This is a genomic window from Enterocloster citroniae (genome assembly GCF_040545455.1).
In the GTDB taxonomy this organism is placed as follows: Bacteria; Bacillota; Clostridia; order Lachnospirales; family Lachnospiraceae; genus Enterocloster; species Enterocloster citroniae.
On record NZ_JBEPLZ010000001.1, the window covers coordinates 274,224 to 292,210 of the forward strand.

18 protein-coding genes are annotated in these 17,987 nt (G+C 48.9%); 5 read left to right on the forward strand and 13 right to left on the reverse strand.

Annotated features, from left to right (window positions below):
• Positions 1–5: 5 nt before the first annotated feature.
• Genes ABID13_RS01225 through ABID13_RS01240 form a run of 4 tightly spaced genes read right to left on the reverse strand, consistent with a single transcriptional unit; the run spans position 6 to position 5,585 of the window.
• The gene (locus ABID13_RS01225; protein ID WP_048930606.1) at positions 6–1,283 is read right to left on the reverse strand and encodes a CaiB/BaiF CoA transferase family protein; all 1,278 of its coding nucleotides are present in this window, start codon (positions 1,281–1,283) and stop codon (positions 6–8) included.
• A 27-nt stretch (positions 1,284–1,310) separates the two neighbouring features.
• Entirely contained in the window at positions 1,311–3,350 is a 2,040-nt protein-coding gene (locus ABID13_RS01230; RefSeq protein WP_048930605.1) for an oxidoreductase, read from the reverse strand.
• A 37-nt stretch (positions 3,351–3,387) separates the two neighbouring features.
• Entirely contained in the window at positions 3,388–3,918 is a 531-nt protein-coding gene (locus ABID13_RS01235) for a desulfoferrodoxin family protein (RefSeq protein ID WP_007863659.1), read from the reverse strand.
• Positions 3,915–5,585: an AMP-binding protein gene (locus ABID13_RS01240; protein WP_007863658.1), complete on the reverse strand. Its 1,671-nt coding sequence runs from the start codon at positions 5,583–5,585 to the stop codon at positions 3,915–3,917. Before ABID13_RS01240 ends, ABID13_RS01235 begins: the two co-directional genes overlap by 4 nt.
• A gap of 481 nt (positions 5,586–6,066) precedes the next feature.
• Here ABID13_RS01240 and ABID13_RS01245 point away from each other — a divergent pair, with 481 nt between their 5' ends.
• The 4 genes from ABID13_RS01245 to ABID13_RS01260 all read left to right on the forward strand — a co-directional run bounded on the left by ABID13_RS01245 (position 6,067) and on the right by ABID13_RS01260 (position 8,971).
• Positions 6,067–6,645 carry a TetR/AcrR family transcriptional regulator C-terminal domain-containing protein gene (locus tag ABID13_RS01245; RefSeq protein ID WP_007863657.1) on the forward strand — a complete coding sequence of 193 codons (579 nt, stop codon included), beginning with the start codon at positions 6,067–6,069 and terminating at the stop codon, positions 6,643–6,645.
• 59 nt (positions 6,646–6,704) lie between these two features.
• Complete coding sequence (locus tag ABID13_RS01250) at positions 6,705–6,980, forward strand: hypothetical protein (RefSeq protein ID WP_040416590.1); 276 nt, start codon at positions 6,705–6,707, stop codon at positions 6,978–6,980.
• Between the two features lie 113 nt (positions 6,981–7,093).
• Positions 7,094–7,870: an RNA polymerase sporulation sigma factor SigG gene (sigG, locus tag ABID13_RS01255; protein WP_007863656.1), complete on the forward strand. Its 777-nt coding sequence runs from the start codon at positions 7,094–7,096 to the stop codon at positions 7,868–7,870.
• Between the two features lie 174 nt (positions 7,871–8,044).
• Positions 8,045–8,971 carry an NYN domain-containing protein gene (locus ABID13_RS01260; RefSeq protein WP_040416587.1) on the forward strand — a complete coding sequence of 309 codons (927 nt, stop codon included), beginning with the start codon at positions 8,045–8,047 and terminating at the stop codon, positions 8,969–8,971.
• 157 nt (positions 8,972–9,128) lie between these two features.
• Here ABID13_RS01260 and ABID13_RS01265 read toward each other — a convergent pair whose 3' ends face one another.
• From ABID13_RS01265 to ftsZ, 5 genes are all read right to left on the reverse strand, one after another.
• Positions 9,129–9,776 (reverse strand): hypothetical protein, encoded by a 648-nt coding sequence (locus ABID13_RS01265; RefSeq protein WP_007863654.1) that lies wholly within the window; start codon positions 9,774–9,776, stop codon positions 9,129–9,131.
• A 61-nt stretch (positions 9,777–9,837) separates the two neighbouring features.
• On the reverse strand, positions 9,838–10,314 hold the full coding sequence (locus tag ABID13_RS01270; RefSeq protein WP_048930604.1) for a YcxB family protein: 477 nt from the start codon (positions 10,312–10,314) through the stop codon (positions 9,838–9,840).
• Between the two features lie 143 nt (positions 10,315–10,457).
• A complete protein-coding gene (gene sigE / locus ABID13_RS01275; protein WP_007863651.1) occupies positions 10,458–11,198 on the reverse strand; it encodes an RNA polymerase sporulation sigma factor SigE in 741 nt (246 codons plus the stop codon).
• 30 nt (positions 11,199–11,228) lie between these two features.
• A complete protein-coding gene (locus tag ABID13_RS01280; RefSeq protein WP_045093370.1) occupies positions 11,229–12,074 on the reverse strand; it encodes a sigma-E processing peptidase SpoIIGA in 846 nt (281 codons plus the stop codon).
• Positions 12,075–12,454: 380 nt separating this feature from the next.
• Positions 12,455–13,750, reverse strand: a complete 1,296-nt coding sequence (gene ftsZ, locus ABID13_RS01285; protein WP_048930603.1) for a cell division protein FtsZ — start codon at positions 13,748–13,750, stop codon at positions 12,455–12,457.
• Between the two features lie 581 nt (positions 13,751–14,331).
• Here ftsZ and ABID13_RS01290 point away from each other — a divergent pair.
• The gene (locus ABID13_RS01290) at positions 14,332–14,847 is read left to right on the forward strand and encodes a GNAT family N-acetyltransferase (RefSeq protein ID WP_048930602.1); all 516 of its coding nucleotides are present in this window, start codon (positions 14,332–14,334) and stop codon (positions 14,845–14,847) included.
• Between the two features lie 127 nt (positions 14,848–14,974).
• Here the strand turns inward: ABID13_RS01290 and ABID13_RS01295 are convergent, their stop codons facing one another.
• The 4 genes from ABID13_RS01295 to murA form a co-directional block, all read right to left on the reverse strand.
• Positions 14,975–15,124, reverse strand: a complete 150-nt coding sequence (locus tag ABID13_RS01295; protein WP_156200150.1) for a hypothetical protein — start codon at positions 15,122–15,124, stop codon at positions 14,975–14,977.
• A 4-nt stretch (positions 15,125–15,128) separates the two neighbouring features.
• Positions 15,129–15,656, reverse strand: coding sequence for a hypothetical protein (locus ABID13_RS01300; RefSeq protein WP_048930601.1), 528 nt, complete (start codon positions 15,654–15,656; stop codon positions 15,129–15,131).
• Positions 15,657–15,780: 124 nt separating this feature from the next.
• Positions 15,781–16,512, reverse strand: coding sequence for a cell division protein FtsQ/DivIB (locus tag ABID13_RS01305; protein ID WP_007863646.1), 732 nt, complete (start codon positions 16,510–16,512; stop codon positions 15,781–15,783).
• Between the two features lie 147 nt (positions 16,513–16,659).
• Positions 16,660–17,925, reverse strand: a complete 1,266-nt coding sequence (murA, locus tag ABID13_RS01310; RefSeq protein ID WP_007863645.1) for a UDP-N-acetylglucosamine 1-carboxyvinyltransferase — start codon at positions 17,923–17,925, stop codon at positions 16,660–16,662.
• Between the last annotated feature and the right edge of the window lie 62 nt (positions 17,926–17,987).

Consider the following 17,987-nt stretch of genomic DNA (forward strand, 5'->3'; position numbering starts at 1 on the left):
TATTCTTACAAATTTGTTAATCCCGTTCTTCTGCCGGAAACACCAGGCGGATCCAGCGGCTCCGCAGCCAGAGACTCCTCCTCCAGTGGTTCCGGCCCCGGCCCCATAGCTTCAATGGTTCCGCAGGCTCCTGTTTCAGACATGTTTAATATTTCCTCGTCCGAGTATCCCAGTTCTTTTAAGATCGCAGCATTGTGCTCCCCCAGTTTGGGGGCGGGCGCCGCATGTTTCAGGGATACGGGAATGGAACTTATAAGCTGCGGTATCCGTGTCTGAAGTGTTTCACCCGTACATGGGAAATCGCAGTATTCCATCAGTCCCGTATCCTGTTCCAATATGTAATTGACGGCATCCGTCTTATCCATGACCCACATGGCGCATATGTCCTTGTCCTCCAGCCATTTCTTCCATTCCTGCGTTGTCCGGCTTTTAAACAGCTGCTCCATTGTATCAAAGGCTTCTCTGGCCTCCCCGGGATGGCTTAGCTTAAATGGCTTTAATTCTTCCAGACCGTTCAGGGAAAGGAAGGTATCCCAGAATTTGTCCTCCAGCATACCCACGGATATCTTTCCGCTGTCCGCTGTCTCGTACACGTTGTAAGCCAGGACCGGGAAGTCCAGCGTATCCGCGGTCAGCCGGCTGCCTGAAAACTGGTACCTGGCATCCAGTATGGAATTCCACCAGACAAACGAATCAAACATACGGATGTCGCAGAACGCCCCCTTACCTGTCCCATTTCTCTGTAAAAGCGCCGCCATAATACTCTGGACCGCAACCATGGCCGTGGACAGATCCACCAGATGGATCGGGCTGGTCTTTCCTCCGTTCAGGGAGAGATAACCGCTGAGGGCCTGGAAATTGATATCGTGAAATGCCATCAGGCTTCTGGGATCATCCTGCCCAAAGCCGGTCAGGGAACAGTGTATGATATCGGGCCTGATCTCCTTCTCATGGCTGTAGTCAATTCCCAGACGTTCCATGACTCCGGGACGGAAGTTTTCAATCACCACATCCGCCCGCTCCAAAAGACGGAAGTATGCTTCCCTGCCTGCTTTGCTCTTCAGGTTCAGGGACAGGCTCTTTTTATTGCGGTTCAGCGCTGAAAAATAGTGGCTGACACCATTGATCTTTGGATCATCGCTACGGCACAGATCACCCCTTGATATTTCTTCAATTTTGATCACATCCGCACCCAGGTCTGCAAAAACCTGAGTCGCATAACCGCCCAGCAGGTATCGGGTATGGTCAAGTATTGTCAAACCGGAAAAAACATTTTCTGTCATATTTATGCTTTCCTTTTTTTATCAGATTCAATTCATGGATATCCCCAGATCGTATGCCTCCCTGAGGGCGTCCATGGCCTTTCCGGGCGTGCAGGCATCACCGATCAAGGAAACCTCATGAAACTCTTTCTCTATCTCCTCATACAGGCCACGGTCCGCTTTTGACCCAATGGCAAGGACCACCGTATCAGCAGGGATCTCCTCTGCTCCATCAGGCCCTTCCACCACTACTCTGTCCCTTTTTATCTCCGTGAGACGGGTGCCTGTGCAGATCCTGACCCCCAGCTTTCTCAGCCGGTCCATCATAATCCAGCGGGTCGTCTTGCCAATATCCCTTCCCGCCTTATCAAGCATTTCCACAACAGTGACCTTTTTGCTGCCGCTGTTAAGCATCTCATACAGCGCTTCCTGGGGCTCTGCCTTGTACAGGGTAAGGAACCGGAGGGCTTCAGGGGTCAATGTCCCTTCCTCCCCCAGCAGGATGGCTGTCTCAATCCCCACCGCGCCGCCGCCCACGACCACCACATCCGAGCCTGTATCTGCATGTTTCTTAAGCACATCCCAGGCCTGCACAATGTGAGCGCCTTCTTCAGACGGAACTCCCGGCCTTACAGGACGTGCTCCGGTAGCTGTCACAACATGGTCAAATCCTTGTTCCTTCACTGCGCGAAATACTGACTGCGCATCCGCCCTGGTGTTAAAACAGAACCGTACCCCCGCCTTTATACAGGCAGACTGCAGATAATCCGCCAGGTAATCAAAATCATGGCGGGCAGGGGGAACGGCCGCCAGCCGCAGCTGGCCTCCACAGCACGGTCCTTCTTCCCATATGACAACCCTGTGTCCTCTCAGAGAGGCCACCCTGGAGAATTCCATTCCGGCCACACCGGCGCCGATTACCAGGATCTTCTTAGGATGGTCCGTCTTTTTTTCAGTGGGCAGGAGTCCGTTTTCATCCCTGAGCAGACTTTCCCTGCCGCACTCGGCATTGCAGAGACATTCAATACTCTTTCCGCTCATGGAATGGTCCAGACATCCCTGGTTGCATCCCACACAGGGCCTGATGTCCTCCACCCTTCCCTCCGATGCCTTGCGGGGAAGTTCAGGGTCCGCCAGCAGAGGCCGGCCAAACACGGCGAAGTCCACATCCCCCCGCTCCACCAGTTCCTCCGCTATCCGGGCATTCATGCGGTTGCCCATCATCACCGGAATTGAAACCGACCGGCGTATGTTCCTCCCCAGATAGCTGAATACGCCGTGGGGCAGGTCCATGGTTACCTGGGGCACACCGCTCTCATGCCATCCTCCGGTGACACTGATCCCATCCGCGCCTGCCTGTTCCAGCATAGCGGCGATCCGGCACGCCTCCTTGTTGGTATTGCTGCCCGGGACAAAATCACTCCCGCCCATGCGTACCGTGACCGGAATATCCTTTCCCACCTGCCCGCGCACAGCCCCAATGGTTTCCACCAGGAACAAAGCCCTGTTTTCCAGGGAACCGCCATACTGATCCGTGCGCAGGTTGGTCAGGGGGGATAGGAACTGTCCAAACAAATATCCCGAATTAGTACATATCTCTATCCCGTCAAAACCGGCCTCCACCGCCCGTCCGGCTGCCCGGGCAAATGCCTGTTCCAGGTCCAGGATCTCATCTACTGAAAGTTCCCTCGGGGTCTCCCCGGTCATCCGCGTAAAAACAGCTGATGGCGCCACTGCCTGCACCCCGTCTATATAATCCCTGGATTTCGCATACCTTCCCTGGTGGATCAGCTGGGCAAAGGTTTTGGCTCCCCCATCATGGATTACCTGTACCAGCGGACGGAGTTTTTCTGTAAAACAGTCCTCATACAGATTAAACCCGGGCATAACATGCCTGTGGGTGGAATCCACATGGATATTGCCTACGATCACAAGGCCGATCCCTCCTGCTGCGCGGACCCGGAAATATTCCAGGCTGCGCGCTGTAGGCATTCCCCCTTCACTATACCCATCCACCATAGGCGCCATTACCATCCTGTTTTTAAGCTGCAGAGCTCCGATCATGGCTGGGGTATACAGTTTCTTCATGTCTTTTCACTCTCCTTATCTTCTTGGAATCACACGGTCACAGTACAAGATGTCTTAAGCCATGAAGGCTGCAGTATGCATAGACCTCCCAGCCTCTCTTGCACTGGAACTGACAATGTTCACGTCCCATACGGCAAATACTGCGATCACAGTATGAATAAGCATCATTTCCGGCCATGGCAAATACAGCCTGAGCCTTTAAAGATGTATCCAAAAATTTCATCTGCCCTCCTTCGTAGGTAAGTAAATAAATCCACTCGATCCGATGCTCCTCTGTCATTGGATGGCTTCCGCCTCCAACCGAGATCCGGACCGCGTTATGCTGCGCCCCTCCAAAAAACACATAGGAGAGAATATGGGTCCTGTCCTCCTCATCCGGACCAGGCGTCTCCAGGCGCAGGCGCGTTCCATTGCACCCGCACTTGGATCCAGTGAGCGGACATCCTCCATACTCTATGCTTACGCTGCCGCAGCTTTCACACCGGTAAAATACCGGATGACTGCTGTGCATGGGCGGGCGGCGGCTGGTCATACAGGCCGTTGTATAATTTTGTCTTTCCGGAATCATTTGACCTCCATATGTTTTGCCTCGCATTTTATCTTCCGTCTGACGTCTTCCCTTAGCTTAAATTTCTGTACCTTTCCCGTTTCCGTCCTGGGCAGGCTGTCTATGAATTCCAGCCGCTCCGGCCATTTATATTTTGCGGTCCCGTTCTTTTCCATATGGGCCTGTATCTGCGCCAGGTCCATTGGTTTATCCTTATCCTTTAACACCAGGTACGCGCAGGCCTTTTCCCCCATACGGTCATCAGGATAGGATACCACGGCCGCCTCAATGATATTTTCATGCAGCATCAGGATACCTTCTATCTCCACGCTGCTGATATTCTCCCCGCCCCGGATGATAATGTTCTTTTTCCTGCCTGTAATACGTATAAATCCATCATCATCCATGATGCAGAGATCCCCGCTGTGGTACCATCCTTCCTCATCAATGGCAGCACTTGTCATCTCCGGCTCATCAATGTATCCCATAAACACACCGGGACCTTTGGACAGTTCCTCACCCTCCACCCAGGGTCCTACCTGATTGCCCCGTTCATCCACCACCTTAATCTCGGTGCCCGGTACGGGCAGGCCGTCTGTTGTCAGCACTTTTTCAGTGGGGAAATAGGGGGAGACAATACAGTGCGGGGCGCTCTCCGTGGATCCGTAAACCCCCAGCACCTTGATCCCCTTTTTTAATGCTTTCTCTACCAGGGTACGTGGGATGGGCGCTCCTCCGCAGTAAAAGAACCGGAGGGAAGAGATATCCACGTCAGGCCGTTCCTCGATCCGGCGCATGACATCATATGCAATTACAGTAGGCCCCTCGATCACCGTGCACTTTTCCTGCTGGATCATATCCAGGCACCGGTCCACGGTATACCGTTCCAGGAGCACGCTGGTCATTCCGGTTATAAAGGGGACGATGACGCCGTACATCAATCCGGTGGCATGGGACAGGGGAACCGGCATGATCATGGAGTCAAAGCTGTGCAGATCCGTCATGGATATATAGCCCTTCATATTGGCTATAAGATTATTGTGGGTCAGCATCACGCCTTTTCCAACGCTCTCTGTACCGGATGTGAACAGAACAATTGCCACGTCATCGGCCTCGCCCCGGCAATACGCTGCGGGCAGTGCATCCCTTTCCAGGATGTCTGAGAGATGGTCCCATTTTCCCTCCTCTTTGCCGTAAGGAGCATGCTTGTCCACGATCACAATCTTTTTCAGACTGGGAACACTTTCAGCCACCTTCTGTGCCAGTTCCACATGATCGTAATTTCTAAACTCACCCGGAACAAAGATCAGTTTGGAAGAACATTTTGACAACCGGTGGATCAGTTCGCTCTCCCTGAAACCGGTAAGCAGCGGATTGACCACAACTCCTGCCTTCAGGCAGGCAATGAGGATCAGGGTAAACTCCGTCCAGTTGGGCAGCTGGACGGAAACAATGTCCCCTTCCTCCAGTTTACATTCTGTCTTTAAGTAAGCTGCCAGCCGGTCGGATGCCTGGTCCAATTCCCTGTATGTATATGACGAGCCCTGGTCATCTGCAACCATGGCCTTGTCAGGATAAGATCTCACTGACAGCAGCCAGTAGTCCAGCAAGGTAGCATCACCCCAAAGCCCCTGCTTCCGGTATTTTTCCGCCTGTTTTTTGTCAATTTCAACTGCTAACTTCCCCATTGTACCCCTCCTGTTTTGCACAAAAATAGTTAAACAATTCAACATTTTACAGACAATATGCTGTGTGTTTCTGTTTGTTAATTTTTTATTAATTGAATTATATCCCAAAAATATTCATATTTGAATTTATAATCAGTAAATACCGTACAAATATGGACTATTGACTATTTTTGTCTAAATATGGACAAATTATTACATGTGTATCAGTGCTGAAAATTCAACGGCAAATAGCTCTTTTCCGGCTGCTTTCATAGTAATTGTGAATTTATTATCGTTTAGACCCCCTCCCCGCGGCAGAGAATCCAAGAGGAAAAATGTAAGAACGCACATATTGACTTTTTCCAAATATAGATTATTATGGTGGAAGAGAGTATCCTAAAACCTATTATTCTGTTTTACCTTTCTTGAATTTCACAACAGATTCCGAATCATTAATCTGACTCTTTGGAGAAAAGAAATAATACACACAGAGGGGATTTTTATGGCCATTGACGTAAAGAAGCTGTTTGCTGATGCAATAATTGAACTAAGCAATGAAAAACCATTGAGCAAGGTAACGGTCACCGATATTGTGAAACGTGTGGGCACAGGGCGGCAGACATTTTATAATCACTTTCTGGATAAAAATGATTTGATATTTTGGATTTTTCACAGGACACTGCGGGGTGAAAAAAGGATCATTGAAGCAAGCGGCTTTTACGCCTATCTTCTGAGTATCTATGAAAAAGCCAAGCTGAACCAGCCTTTTTTTACTCAGGCCTGCCATCTGGAAGGCCAGAACTGCCTTCTGGAATCCATCTACAATCAGACATATAATTATTATAAAGATTACATTTCCAACCGTTTCGGTGAACATGTACTCACAGATGAGTGCCTTTACGCGCTGGCCTTTAATGCCCACGGAGCGTCCAATATGTATGTCAAATGGGCCTGCGATGGTATGGTGGTCCCTCCCGAAGACATGGCGCGCTATGCCATGAATTCCACACCTGACTGCATCAAGGTTTATCTGGTCTCCAAGGGCAGCGAGCCAAAGCAGTTCACCTCGGAAATCGCTTAGATCTCTCTGCTGCCGAAAAGCTCCCTTTGCTGCCGAAAAAAGTGCGGCGGGAAATGGGGATGGATGATGGATATGGAATGATAGAACAGAATGATGAGACAGAAAATGCCGCCGCGCCTGCTGGTGAATCAACCAGCGGACACGGCGGCTTTGGTTTCTTGTTTTATTATTGGTTTTTCTTTTGTATCGCTTTTTTAACAGTAGTTTTAAGGTTAATAATATCCTTTCCATCATCCCACGAAAAGATAAACCCCCTGAAAGTGCCTGATTTTAAACAAAATTCCAGATTTTCCTCTCCTCATGTGCAAAAAATGGAAATCTTTTTCTGCCCCTAAATCGTATAAAACCCTCCGAATCAGTACATCATTTCGTTATAGCAGATTCATCCAGTACAGCCCTGCCATTTTTTTATGTCAGGGTGGATGGCATTATAACGGAGGTAAGGATTATGTCGGGCTACAAAGTTGAGATTTGCGGAGTCAATACCGCCAAACTGCCTTTACTGAGCAATGAAGAAAAAGAGGAGTTATTTCAAAGGATACTGAATGGAGATAAAGATGCCAGGGAGCAGTATATCAAAGGGAACCTGCGCCTGGTATTGAGTGTAATTCAAAGGTTTTCCAACAGTCAGGAAAACATTGACGACCTGTTCCAGATCGGCTGTATCGGACTCATCAAAGCCATTGACAATTTCGATATAACACAGAATGTAAAATTCTCTACCTATGCGGTTCCCATGATCCTGGGAGAGGTCCGCAGATACCTGAGGGACAACAATTCCATCCGCGTAAGCCGCTCTCTCAGGGATACGGCATATAAGGCATTGTACGCAAGGGAACAGCTTACAAGGACAAATGCCAAGGAACCCACCCTGATGGAGATCGCCCAGGAAATAGGGGTATCCAAGGAAGATATCACCTATGCCCTGGATGCCATACAGACACCGGTCAGCCTTTATGAGCCCGTATACACGGACGGAGGCGACCCTCTTTACGTTATGGACCAGATCAGCGATAAAAAGAATCTGGAGGAAAACTGGGTGGAGGATCTGTCCCTGGTGGAGGCCATGAAGCGCCTGCCGGAAAGGGAACGCCACATTATAGACATGCGGTTCTTTGAGGGCAAGACCCAGACCGAGGTGGCTGAGGAGATCCATATCAGCCAAGCTCAGGTAAGCCGTCTGGAAAAGAACGCCTTAAAGAGCATGAAGACCTATTTAAGTTGATTTGTTATTCCTCATCTATTTAACAGGCAACGTCACAATCGGAGTGAAAGATGAAAATGTGCATTCTTGTCGTACACTTTTTCTTGAAGCCCCTCCCATGATGTGTTACACTTAATATGTTAAGAAATTCCATCCTATTCTTAAAACATAACCGGACAGAAAGTGAACATATCTATGGAACAGAGTGAAAGAAGATTTGCAGTATTAATTGACGCGGACAATGTTTCGCCTAAGTATATCAAGTATATCCTGGATGAAGTAAACGACCAGGGGATCGCCACCTACAAACGTATCTACGGCGACTGGACTGACAATGAAAAGCGCAGTTGGAAGAACGTGCTGCTAGACTGGTCTGTAAACCCCATCCAGCAGTACAGCTACACCACGGGAAAGAATGCCACGGATTCAGCCATGATCATAGACGCCATGGACATCCTGTACTCCGGCAATGTGGACGGCTTCTGCCTTGTATCCAGCGACTCTGACTTTACCAAGCTGGCCCAGAGGCTTAGGGAGGCCGGGATGTTCGTCATGGGGATTGGGGAGCAGAAAACCCCCAAGCCCTTCCGGGCTGCCTGCGACACCTTTAAGCTGCTGGAGATCATATCCTCCGATGATGCGCCGGAAGCCACCGTGATTGAAAACCAGAAAACCATTACCAGCATTGACGAGATCCAGAAAGCCATCACCAAGCTTCTTATTGAGAACAACAGCCAGAACCAGCCGATCATCCTGGCCCGGGTGGGCAACTTTCTCACCAAGCGGTTTTCTGACTTTGATGTAAGGAACTACGGATATTCCAAGCTTTCCACCTTTCTGGAAAGCCTGGACAACAACGACTTCCAGGTGGTCAAGCTTCACGGCGGATTTTTTGTACAGGAAAAAAGCGCCAGCATTTCCAAGGCAGAGGTGGAAAAGGCCATTGCACGCATGATCAGGGAGAACAACGGCCATGTGGACAACCTGAGCATTGTCCATGATGAGCTGAAGAAAATTTTCCCATCCTTTGATGTAAAACAATATGGCTTCAGCCGTATTTCCAGTTTTATCCGAAGTTTCGGAAGCTTTAAGATCAAAGATAATATGGTACAGATGAAGTGATCTGCACAATGTAACACCTATATGATATCTGATCGTAATATACACCTGACAGACGGGGTTGACTGTTGACAGCACCCCCGTCTGCCAGGTGTATTGATTTTTATTTCCTTCTACGGGTCATATATTGTTTTCCCTCACTGATGTGATCCTTCAGCGCTCACTGCTCCCAGACTCCGGATGCGTTCACCCTGTAACCGTCCGGTGTCACCGTGTCCGTCATCATGGCGCCGTCCGCACCCAGATAATACCACCATTCCCCCTCTTGGATCCACCGGCCGGCATACATCACACCGTCCTGTCCCAGATAGTACCATTTCCCCTGGTCCGCCAGCCAGCCATTGTTTTTGTATGTGCCATCGCCCATCTTATATTTCCACTGTCCATTCTCCTGTACCCATCCCGCTGCAGCCATGTCTCCGTCTTGTGCAGCAGTTACATAGAACGTGCCCATGTTTACAGCAGCGCCGCTCTCCACCACCACAATCAGCTGTGCCTTGCCGGGGGCTTTGGCCGTATACTCGATCACATTCAGTCCGCTGTCCCCGGTTACCACCTTTGCCGTTATAACGCCTATGTCCGTGGTCCTGATGGAACTCTCTGAAGCCCAGCTGCTCTCCAGTTTGGACAGTACCAGCTGTCCCGTAGTACCCGCCTTTACCGTGGTGCCGTCAAACATAAAGGCGCCCGCCTCCTGACAGCTGATCTCGTAGTACTCGCCTTTCATCTCAAAGCCATAGGCACTGGCCGGCGCTGATGCCATCATGGCTGCCAGCAGGATCACTGCTGCTATTTTACCTTTTCCCATTATGATCTTCTCCTTTCTTTCAAACACCGCATCACCCGGACATCGAATGTCTATCTGCGTATCACCTGAAACCCTTTTTCCCTTCCCGCTGCTGCTCTGTCTTACTCATGGAAATACGTGCCTGCTTTCCCTCCTCACATCTGCACCTTAACTGTTCAAACCAGGCGGCGGCCTCCTTTTCCTCTCCCAGCGCCCTCTTTGGAACTGCCCAGAAATCCTTTTGGTCAAAGAAAAGGATCAAATTTTCAGTCATGTCCAATTTTGATACGGCGGAGTACAGCAGCCTTAGATTCTGAAGCCCGGCCAGTATATGTATGCTTCCAGGCCCGGTCTGAAGCACGGTTTCTTCCTTTAGGTTGGAACCAACCATGCCCTTTAATACTCTGGACTTTCCCTGCCTTTTTCCCTCCAGAACCGTCCGGCTGAACCATTTGTAAAATTCTTCAATCTCCTGTTCCTTCAGTCTGTACCTGATCCCCTCATCCAGCTGGTCCTGAAATATGGCGTCTCTTTCATTTCCCCAAACCTGCTTTTCCATCTGTCTGTTTCCCCCCTTATGGAACCTGCCAAGAGCAGGGCAATTTCCACATTATGGTATAATAACAATGTAGCTCATTTTTCTCCATAAGGCAAGCCCGGATCCCAACAAAAAAAGCCAGCCTGACTGCTGACTTTTTCTGCTTATTCAAATCTTACAATTTCTTTTTTCAGACGCTTCATGATCTTCTTTTCCAGTCTGGAGATGTAGGACTGTGAAATGCCTAACAAGTCTGCCACTTCTTTTTGTGTCATCTCCTCCCCGTCCTCATTGGTAAGGCCGTATCTCAGCTCCACAATCTTTCTCTCCCTTGGGTTTAGACGGCTGATCGCATTGTTTAACAGGCTTTTTTCGATCTCGTCCTCGATGTCGTGGTAGATCACATCCTCATCAGTTCCCAGAATATCAGACAACAGAAGTTCATTTCCATCCCAATCCACATTTAACGGCTCGTCTATGGATACTTCCAGACGTGTTTTATTGTTGCGCCGCAAATACATCAGTATCTCATTCTCAATGCACCGTGACGCATAGGTGGCCAGCTTAATGTTCTTGTCAGGCTTAAAGGTATTGATAGCCTTGATCAGACCAATGGTCCCTATGGATATCAGGTCCTCCACTCCCACGCTGGTATTGTCGAATTTCTTTGCTATGTAAACCACCAGCCTGAGGTTGTGTTCAATGAGGGAAGAACGGGCGTATTTGTCATCCTCTCCGCCCAGAAGACTTATCATCCGGCCTTCCTCTTCGGATTCCAGAGGCGGAGGCAGGATATCAGCGCCGCCTATGTAATGGACTTCCCCCTGCTTTGGCATCAGGACCGTCCTGAAACTGGGCACTGTCTTTAACTGGAAACGGTTTGGTATGGATACTTTTATGATCATGGAAATGTCCTCCTGTATGTTGTGCGTTGTTTAAGTTCCTTCATCGGTTTTTTGTATCAGAATCTGATACTCTCCTGAGGGAGATAAGCTCTGTTTCGTGATGGCCACCAAAGGCTTTTCAACGCAGTAGGTCCTGCCCTCCTGCTCTACCTCCATCCGGTCGATATACACTGCCGGAAGGATTCCATGGCTGGTTCCCACGGACTGATACGGGACATAGACCACTCCCTTCACAGCCGGACACAGCCGCCTCATAAGGCCATCAGCCGCCACATGGACCGGCTGACCGCTAACCGGCTCCCTCAGCCGGTTGCCAGTATCAATAAGCCCTGTAACCTCTTCTTCTCTCTCCCCGTATTTCAAAATGACCCTGCACAGGTCTTTTCTGTGTGCCATGGAGCGGATCAGTCCCCTGATCCCCCCTGAAAAGCCATAGCAGGCCAGTACAGCCCCTGTCATCATAAAAATCCAGGCCAGAACGGGTATCCCCGAACCCTGACCTGCCTGCAGTATCCTCCAGGCATAATATCCAGCTTTTGTGTGCTCATAGAGCATAAGCATCGCTCCCCCAAGCACCACAGATACCAGATAGATACCTGCCACGGATTTCACAATTTCTCTCACACTCTTAAGATGGTAAGCTGCCACTGCCATAAGACTGCTCACTGCCACATACGTCCCCAATACCTCCACCGCCGGCGGAAGACCGGGCATCACGCTCACCACACAGGACCAGATACCGCCGATCACAGCACCGGCCAGGAGCCGCCTTTTTGTAGTCCTGTATGATAAAACCCTGTTTAAGATGGCCAGTACCATCACATCCATGATGGTATTGACCGCAAATACCACGTCTATGTATACTGTATAAACCACTCAGTCCGGCCTCACCTCCCTGAAAAACTTTCTGAAAGCCATTATAACTATTTATATGTACGAATGCTGTCGAAATGACGACCCACAGATACAATATTTATCGACAAAAATCGGGAGACATACCAGATGTTGAGTGTACGTTGAATAAATTTGGGTGCCGCCGGTGGGAAATCGGCCGCAAAGATGGGTGCCGGGGAGGGCCCGAGCGTACACTGGATGTAAAAGGAGGATACAAAAAAATCCCGTCCAGGGAGTTCTCTGATCATACGTGAAAACGTCCCTGTCCAGGATGGATGCTTGCTGTTTTTAGATGGAAAAACAGGACATGCAATGCATGCCCTGTTACATAGCTGAATTAAGATCAGATTCTCTCTGTGGGATTATCTCTTGTTCTTCAGGAAATCCGGTATATTGATCTGCATCTCCTTGTTGGCTGCAGGTCTGAAGGACTGGCTTGGAGCCGGAGCCGGATTCTGGGTGCTGCCGGTATTATAGCCCTGATTGGGGTTATACTTAGGCGGGTTGTAGCCCTGGCTTCCTGATGATGAAGGATTAAAGCTTGGGGTGTAACCCTGGTTCTGTCTGCTGTATGGTGAAGATGCGGTTGCCGCCGCCTCAGGCGCTGCTGCATGGGGTGCCTGAACAGCCGCTGCTGCTACGCTTGGCTTTGCCTTAAAGTTGCTGGTAAATCCCTTCATGGCATTGGACACGGATGCATTGGCACCGTGCTCGTCCAAACCAGTGGCAATGACCGTGATGCTTGCCTCATCCTGGGCATTCTCATCATACATTGCACCAAATATAATATTGGCTTCATCTCCAGCCAGCTCCTGAACATAGCTGGCCGCTTCATTGGCCTCAATCAGGCTGATATCGCCGGATATATTAATGATTACATGGCTTGCGCCTTCGATGGTAGTTTCTAACAGAGGGCTGGATACAGCCTGCTTAACAGCCTCAATTGCCTTGTCATCACCCTTGGCCTTGCCGATACCGATGTGGGCGATTCCCTTATCGATCATAACAGTCTGTACATCAGCAAAATCCAGATTAATCAAACCAGGAACATTAATCAGATCCGTGATACCCTGTACTGCCTGCTGCAGAACCTCATCTGCTTTCTTAAGAGCGTCAGGCATGGTGGTACGCCTGTCCACGATCTCCAAAAGCCTGTCATTTGGAATCACAATTAAGGTATCGACACTGTTTTTCAGGTTCTCGATACCTTCAAGAGCATTGCTCATACGGGTCTTGGCCTCAAAGCGGAAGGGCTTGGTCACCACTCCTACGGTAAGGATACCCATGTCCTTTGCAATCTTGGCAACTACGGGGGCTGCACCTGTTCCTGTACCACCGCCCATACCGCAGGTTACAAATACCATGTCAGCACCTTTCAGTGCCTGTGAAATCTCCTCAGAACTTTCCTCAGCAGCCTTCTCTCCAACATCCGGTCTGGCTCCTGCGCCTAATCCCTTGGTCAGTTTTTCACCAATCTGCATAGCAGTGGGTGCCTTACAAAACTGAAGGGCCTGCTTATCAGTGTTCACACCAATAAACTCTACCCCTGCAATGTTTTCATCAATCATACGGTTTACTGCATTATTACCTGCACCGCCCACTCCTACAACTATGATTCTGGCAGCGTTGTCTGACTCATTTATCTTAATCTCTAGCAAGATTCATATCCTCCTTTTATTCCCTTACTACCACATAAAGCCATGCTCATACTTCTTATTTCTATGTCAATTTCTCATTGATTTCTGGTCTAACTAATACTATATTTGATTTTACAAAAAATATCAATAGCTTTTTTAAGAAAAATTACATTTCCGTTAAATCCTTGCTTTTCCTGTACTTTACAGCATTGCCTGTAATTGGGCGGATGCTATCAAGCTGCTTTCGCGATCGCCAAACACACGTTCTGTATTTTCGATAGCTTCTAGCATATTCCCAGGGTACTTCTACTTATTTTATCCACCTTTATGCCAGCTATGCGAGAAGGCCTAATACCATTTTATAACTCTCTCAAATAGAGCAGAAGCCACAACACCCATGGACATTGTACCAGAATCAGGATCAGTTGACAACATTTCTTTCAAACTTTCGCTTCCTATTATAATATAACTATGGGTATGATCCGGCAGATGCAGAGAACCCCATCGATTTTTGCCGCCATCATAGAAAAACAAAGAGATTTGTGGTAGAATATCTCCATATGTAAAAATACACAGATCATTATTTGAAGGGATCATACCATATGAAAGTGATAGAAACCGAGAGACTGTTATTAAGGCCGCTTACTGCCAATGATGCCAATGATGCCAATGATGTATTTGAATGGGTCAGCGACCCCGTTGTTAATACGTATATGCCTTATAATTTATATACAAGTGTTAAGGATGCAGAAACATGGATCTCCTCAATTAAAGGGGACAACCATGTGTTTGCTTTTGTCCTGAAAAAAGAAAATAAGGTAATAGGTTCAGGCTCAATTTGTTTTCAATCAGATAGCAACGCCTATGAATTAGGGTATAATTTAAACAAAAATTATTGGAACAAGGGATACACATCCGAAGCTTCATTGGCTATGATCCAGTGGGCATACGAAGAACTTGGTGTCCGTGATTTTGTTGCAAACCATGCCAATGCCAACGTGGCATCCGCCAAAATTTTATTGAAATGCGGATTTAAATTTTCCCATTACGGTCAATATTCTAAGTATGATGGAAGTGAAACCTTTGACGCAAGTTATTACTTTATGCATAAAGAGTAATCTACAGTCACTTTGCCCTTGTTCACTGAGGGTAATCGTGGATGAGTAATACGCCTCCCGGTTTTAAGCATTAGGAAACCTTTTCAAAAAGCTGTTTTAAATCATTTAAACTATGTAATTGCCCCAATTATAAATTTTCCGCAATATCAAAGTCAACTCCGTCTTTTGCGCCAAGCTGAATAAGCGAGAATAACTCACGCCCATTATTACAACAAAATTGTGAAATGGTTTTGCCTTTATCTTCCCATGCCACTTTATTCTTTTGATAATAGCGCAATAGTTCACCCCTTTGTAACAGCAGCCAAATCCACACCGTTCTTAGCGCGGTATACCTGATTGACCGCCTGACCGATCTGCATGGCTGAGGAATCCTTGGAAAGCTTGATCTCAATCTCATTGTATTCTTCTTTATGTTGGGAATAACCACGGTTTTCTCCCGAAGACTCCCTGTGCATATACTCGATAGAGATGTTTTCGCCCATATGTACATGGATGGATTCGTGCCTGTTAAGCCAGTATACAAACCCCTTTCCCTTTGTTATGACCTTAAAAGAGGGCTGTAGGCAGGACCTCTCTTCTTCGATGACAACAGGCCTTTGGGAACGCGTCTCAAAGCATTCCACTATGTTCCTGCCAATATCCTCAAATGTATAAGGGTAGTTCATCTCTATAAAATCACCTATGTCAATCCCAAATCCGGCCTGGTGGTAATAATAGATCACTATGACTATATTTTTATGTTTGTCAATATCCAGTGAAATACTGCTGGGGTTCTTATATGTTCTTATCTCTTTTTCCACTTTTGGCAAAGCCGCTCTCATATGGGCGATCCCAGTCATACTTGGCTTTGAGGTATTTTGGTGTCGGGATGATGTTATGTTGAAAATTTGAGTTAAAAAGTTCATTTTCCCTCCTTGCAAAAACCTGGCGTTCTTATTTTTTCTTAAAAGTAATCCCTGCCCTGCTGTTGGTTTCCGAATAATTTTCCAGGCGCATGGTCCCGCTGATCTCGGTGAGATGGGGCTGGGCCGTTAGAATATCATTGAGGGTGGATATCTTCCCATCTATATCTGAATTGTCTCCCAGGGTCACCTCCATCTGTCCGATAAACAGGGTGGCTTGTCCATGAGTGTCATATTTGATCCTGTCCACCGCAATCTCATAGGTGGAAAGCTGCTGGGTCAGGTTGAGGATCTCCTCAAACACATTCTTATCCTCCACGGGAAGAGCCCTGTGAAGCACGATCTGCCCAAAATCCAGTCCAGTGATCCAGGGAACACCCTCCAGCTGGTTGCCGGAACTCTCCACCACGATCCCGTCCTTGTCAAAATACATGTAGCTGCTCATATAGGATACATATCCCACAATGCTTTTTTCGTAGATGATGACCTCCACTTGAAAGGGGCCGTGGAACACCACTTTGTAGTCCTCCACAAAAGGAATCTGGCGGTGGGGTTTAAACCTGTCCGCAAAATAAGCATAAGCGGAATTTTTGCCCCACCTTCCGGAAAACAAAAATTCCTCGATCTGCTTTTCACTGTATTTGTTGCTGCCCGTCACTGAAATATTCTGTATATGCACGGACAGAAGCAGGATGGCTGCCAGCAGTATGACTGCCACAGCGATTCCTGCTCCCGTATGATGTTTCCTACCAAAATTTCTCATGCAGTACCTCACCTGGTTATGAATTCATTTCCCCGAAGCGTGTTTCAAGCGCCTAAACAATCGCAGAATGCCTTCAGCAATCCGCAGAGTGCCTTAAACAATCCACCGAGCGCCTTCAGCGATCCGCAGAAGGGAACGATGGATCACTCACTCCCGCTCCAGCCACCTGATGTCGGCCCCCAAAACCGCCATGTCGCGGCAAATATCCTCATACCCCCGCTCAATGTGATGGCAGTCTCTGATCAGGGTCTCTCCCTGGGCTGCCAGGGCCGCCACTGCAAGAGCCGCCCCTCCCCTTAGATCCGAGGCAGATACTTCCGCCCCCTTCAAAGGGTAATGCCCCTCAATCACTGCTTTGCGTTCCTCAGTTCTTATGGATGCCCCCATCCGGATCAGGGAACGCACCGTGGCAAACCTGCCCTCAAACACCCGCTCCTCAATGGTGCTGGTCCCCTCCCCGGAAGCCAGGAATGCCATAAAGGGCGACTGAAGATCTGTGGGGAATTGGGGGTAAGGCCCTGTCTTAATGTTCAGGCAGCCCGGACGCTGCTTCATCTCGATCCGGATCTGTTTGCAGCACTTCTCAATGCGGACCGATACACCGGCCTGTTTCAGCATTTCCAGGGGAACTTCCAGCTCCGTGGGACAGACTTCCCTTAAGATCACGCTTCCCGTGGCTGCTGCAACTGCTGCTGCATACGTGCCGGCTACAATCCGGTCCCCTTCCACCCGGAAGCTGCTGTCGTGCAGTTCCTCCACTCCCTGTATCATGAGGTGGTCTGTGCCCATTCCGCAGATAACGGCCCCCATGTTGTTGAGGAAACGGCAAAGCTGGCTGATCTCCGGCTCCCTGGCTGCTCCGTGTATAATGGTCACATCTCTGGCCAGAACAGATCCCAGTATGGCCTGCTCCGTTGCCCCCACGCTGGGATAAGGCAGGTGGATCTCCGTCCCCGTAAGCCCTTTGCCGCAGGCAGCTCTAATGTGTCCCTCCGTCTCGCTGATCTCAGCTCCCAGGCTTTTAAGGACCATAAGATGAAGGTCGATGGGCCTGGCTCCGATCAGGCATCCTCCCGGATAACAGCTGCACCCCTCTCCCATGCGTCCCAGCAGGGCGCTGAGTACGACAATAGAAGAACGCATGGCGGTCACATACCGCTCCGGTATGCTGGTCTGGGTGATGTTCCGGGCGTCAATAACCAGGCAGTCGCCCTTATGGCAGCATCTGGCGCCGAGAAATTCCAGTATGTCCAGCATACAGGCCACATCCCGGATAACCGGGACATTGGTTAAAACAGTAATCCCTCTGTGAAGCACAGCCGCGGCCATCATGGGCAAAACGGCATTTTTAGAACCTTGTATGGATATCTCCCCTTTTAAGGGAGTAAGACCAAAGACCTGAATGACAGACAATGGGGCACCTCCTGGTATATATGCCTTCCGCAGAAAACACTATCTACTTAAAGCATATGCCG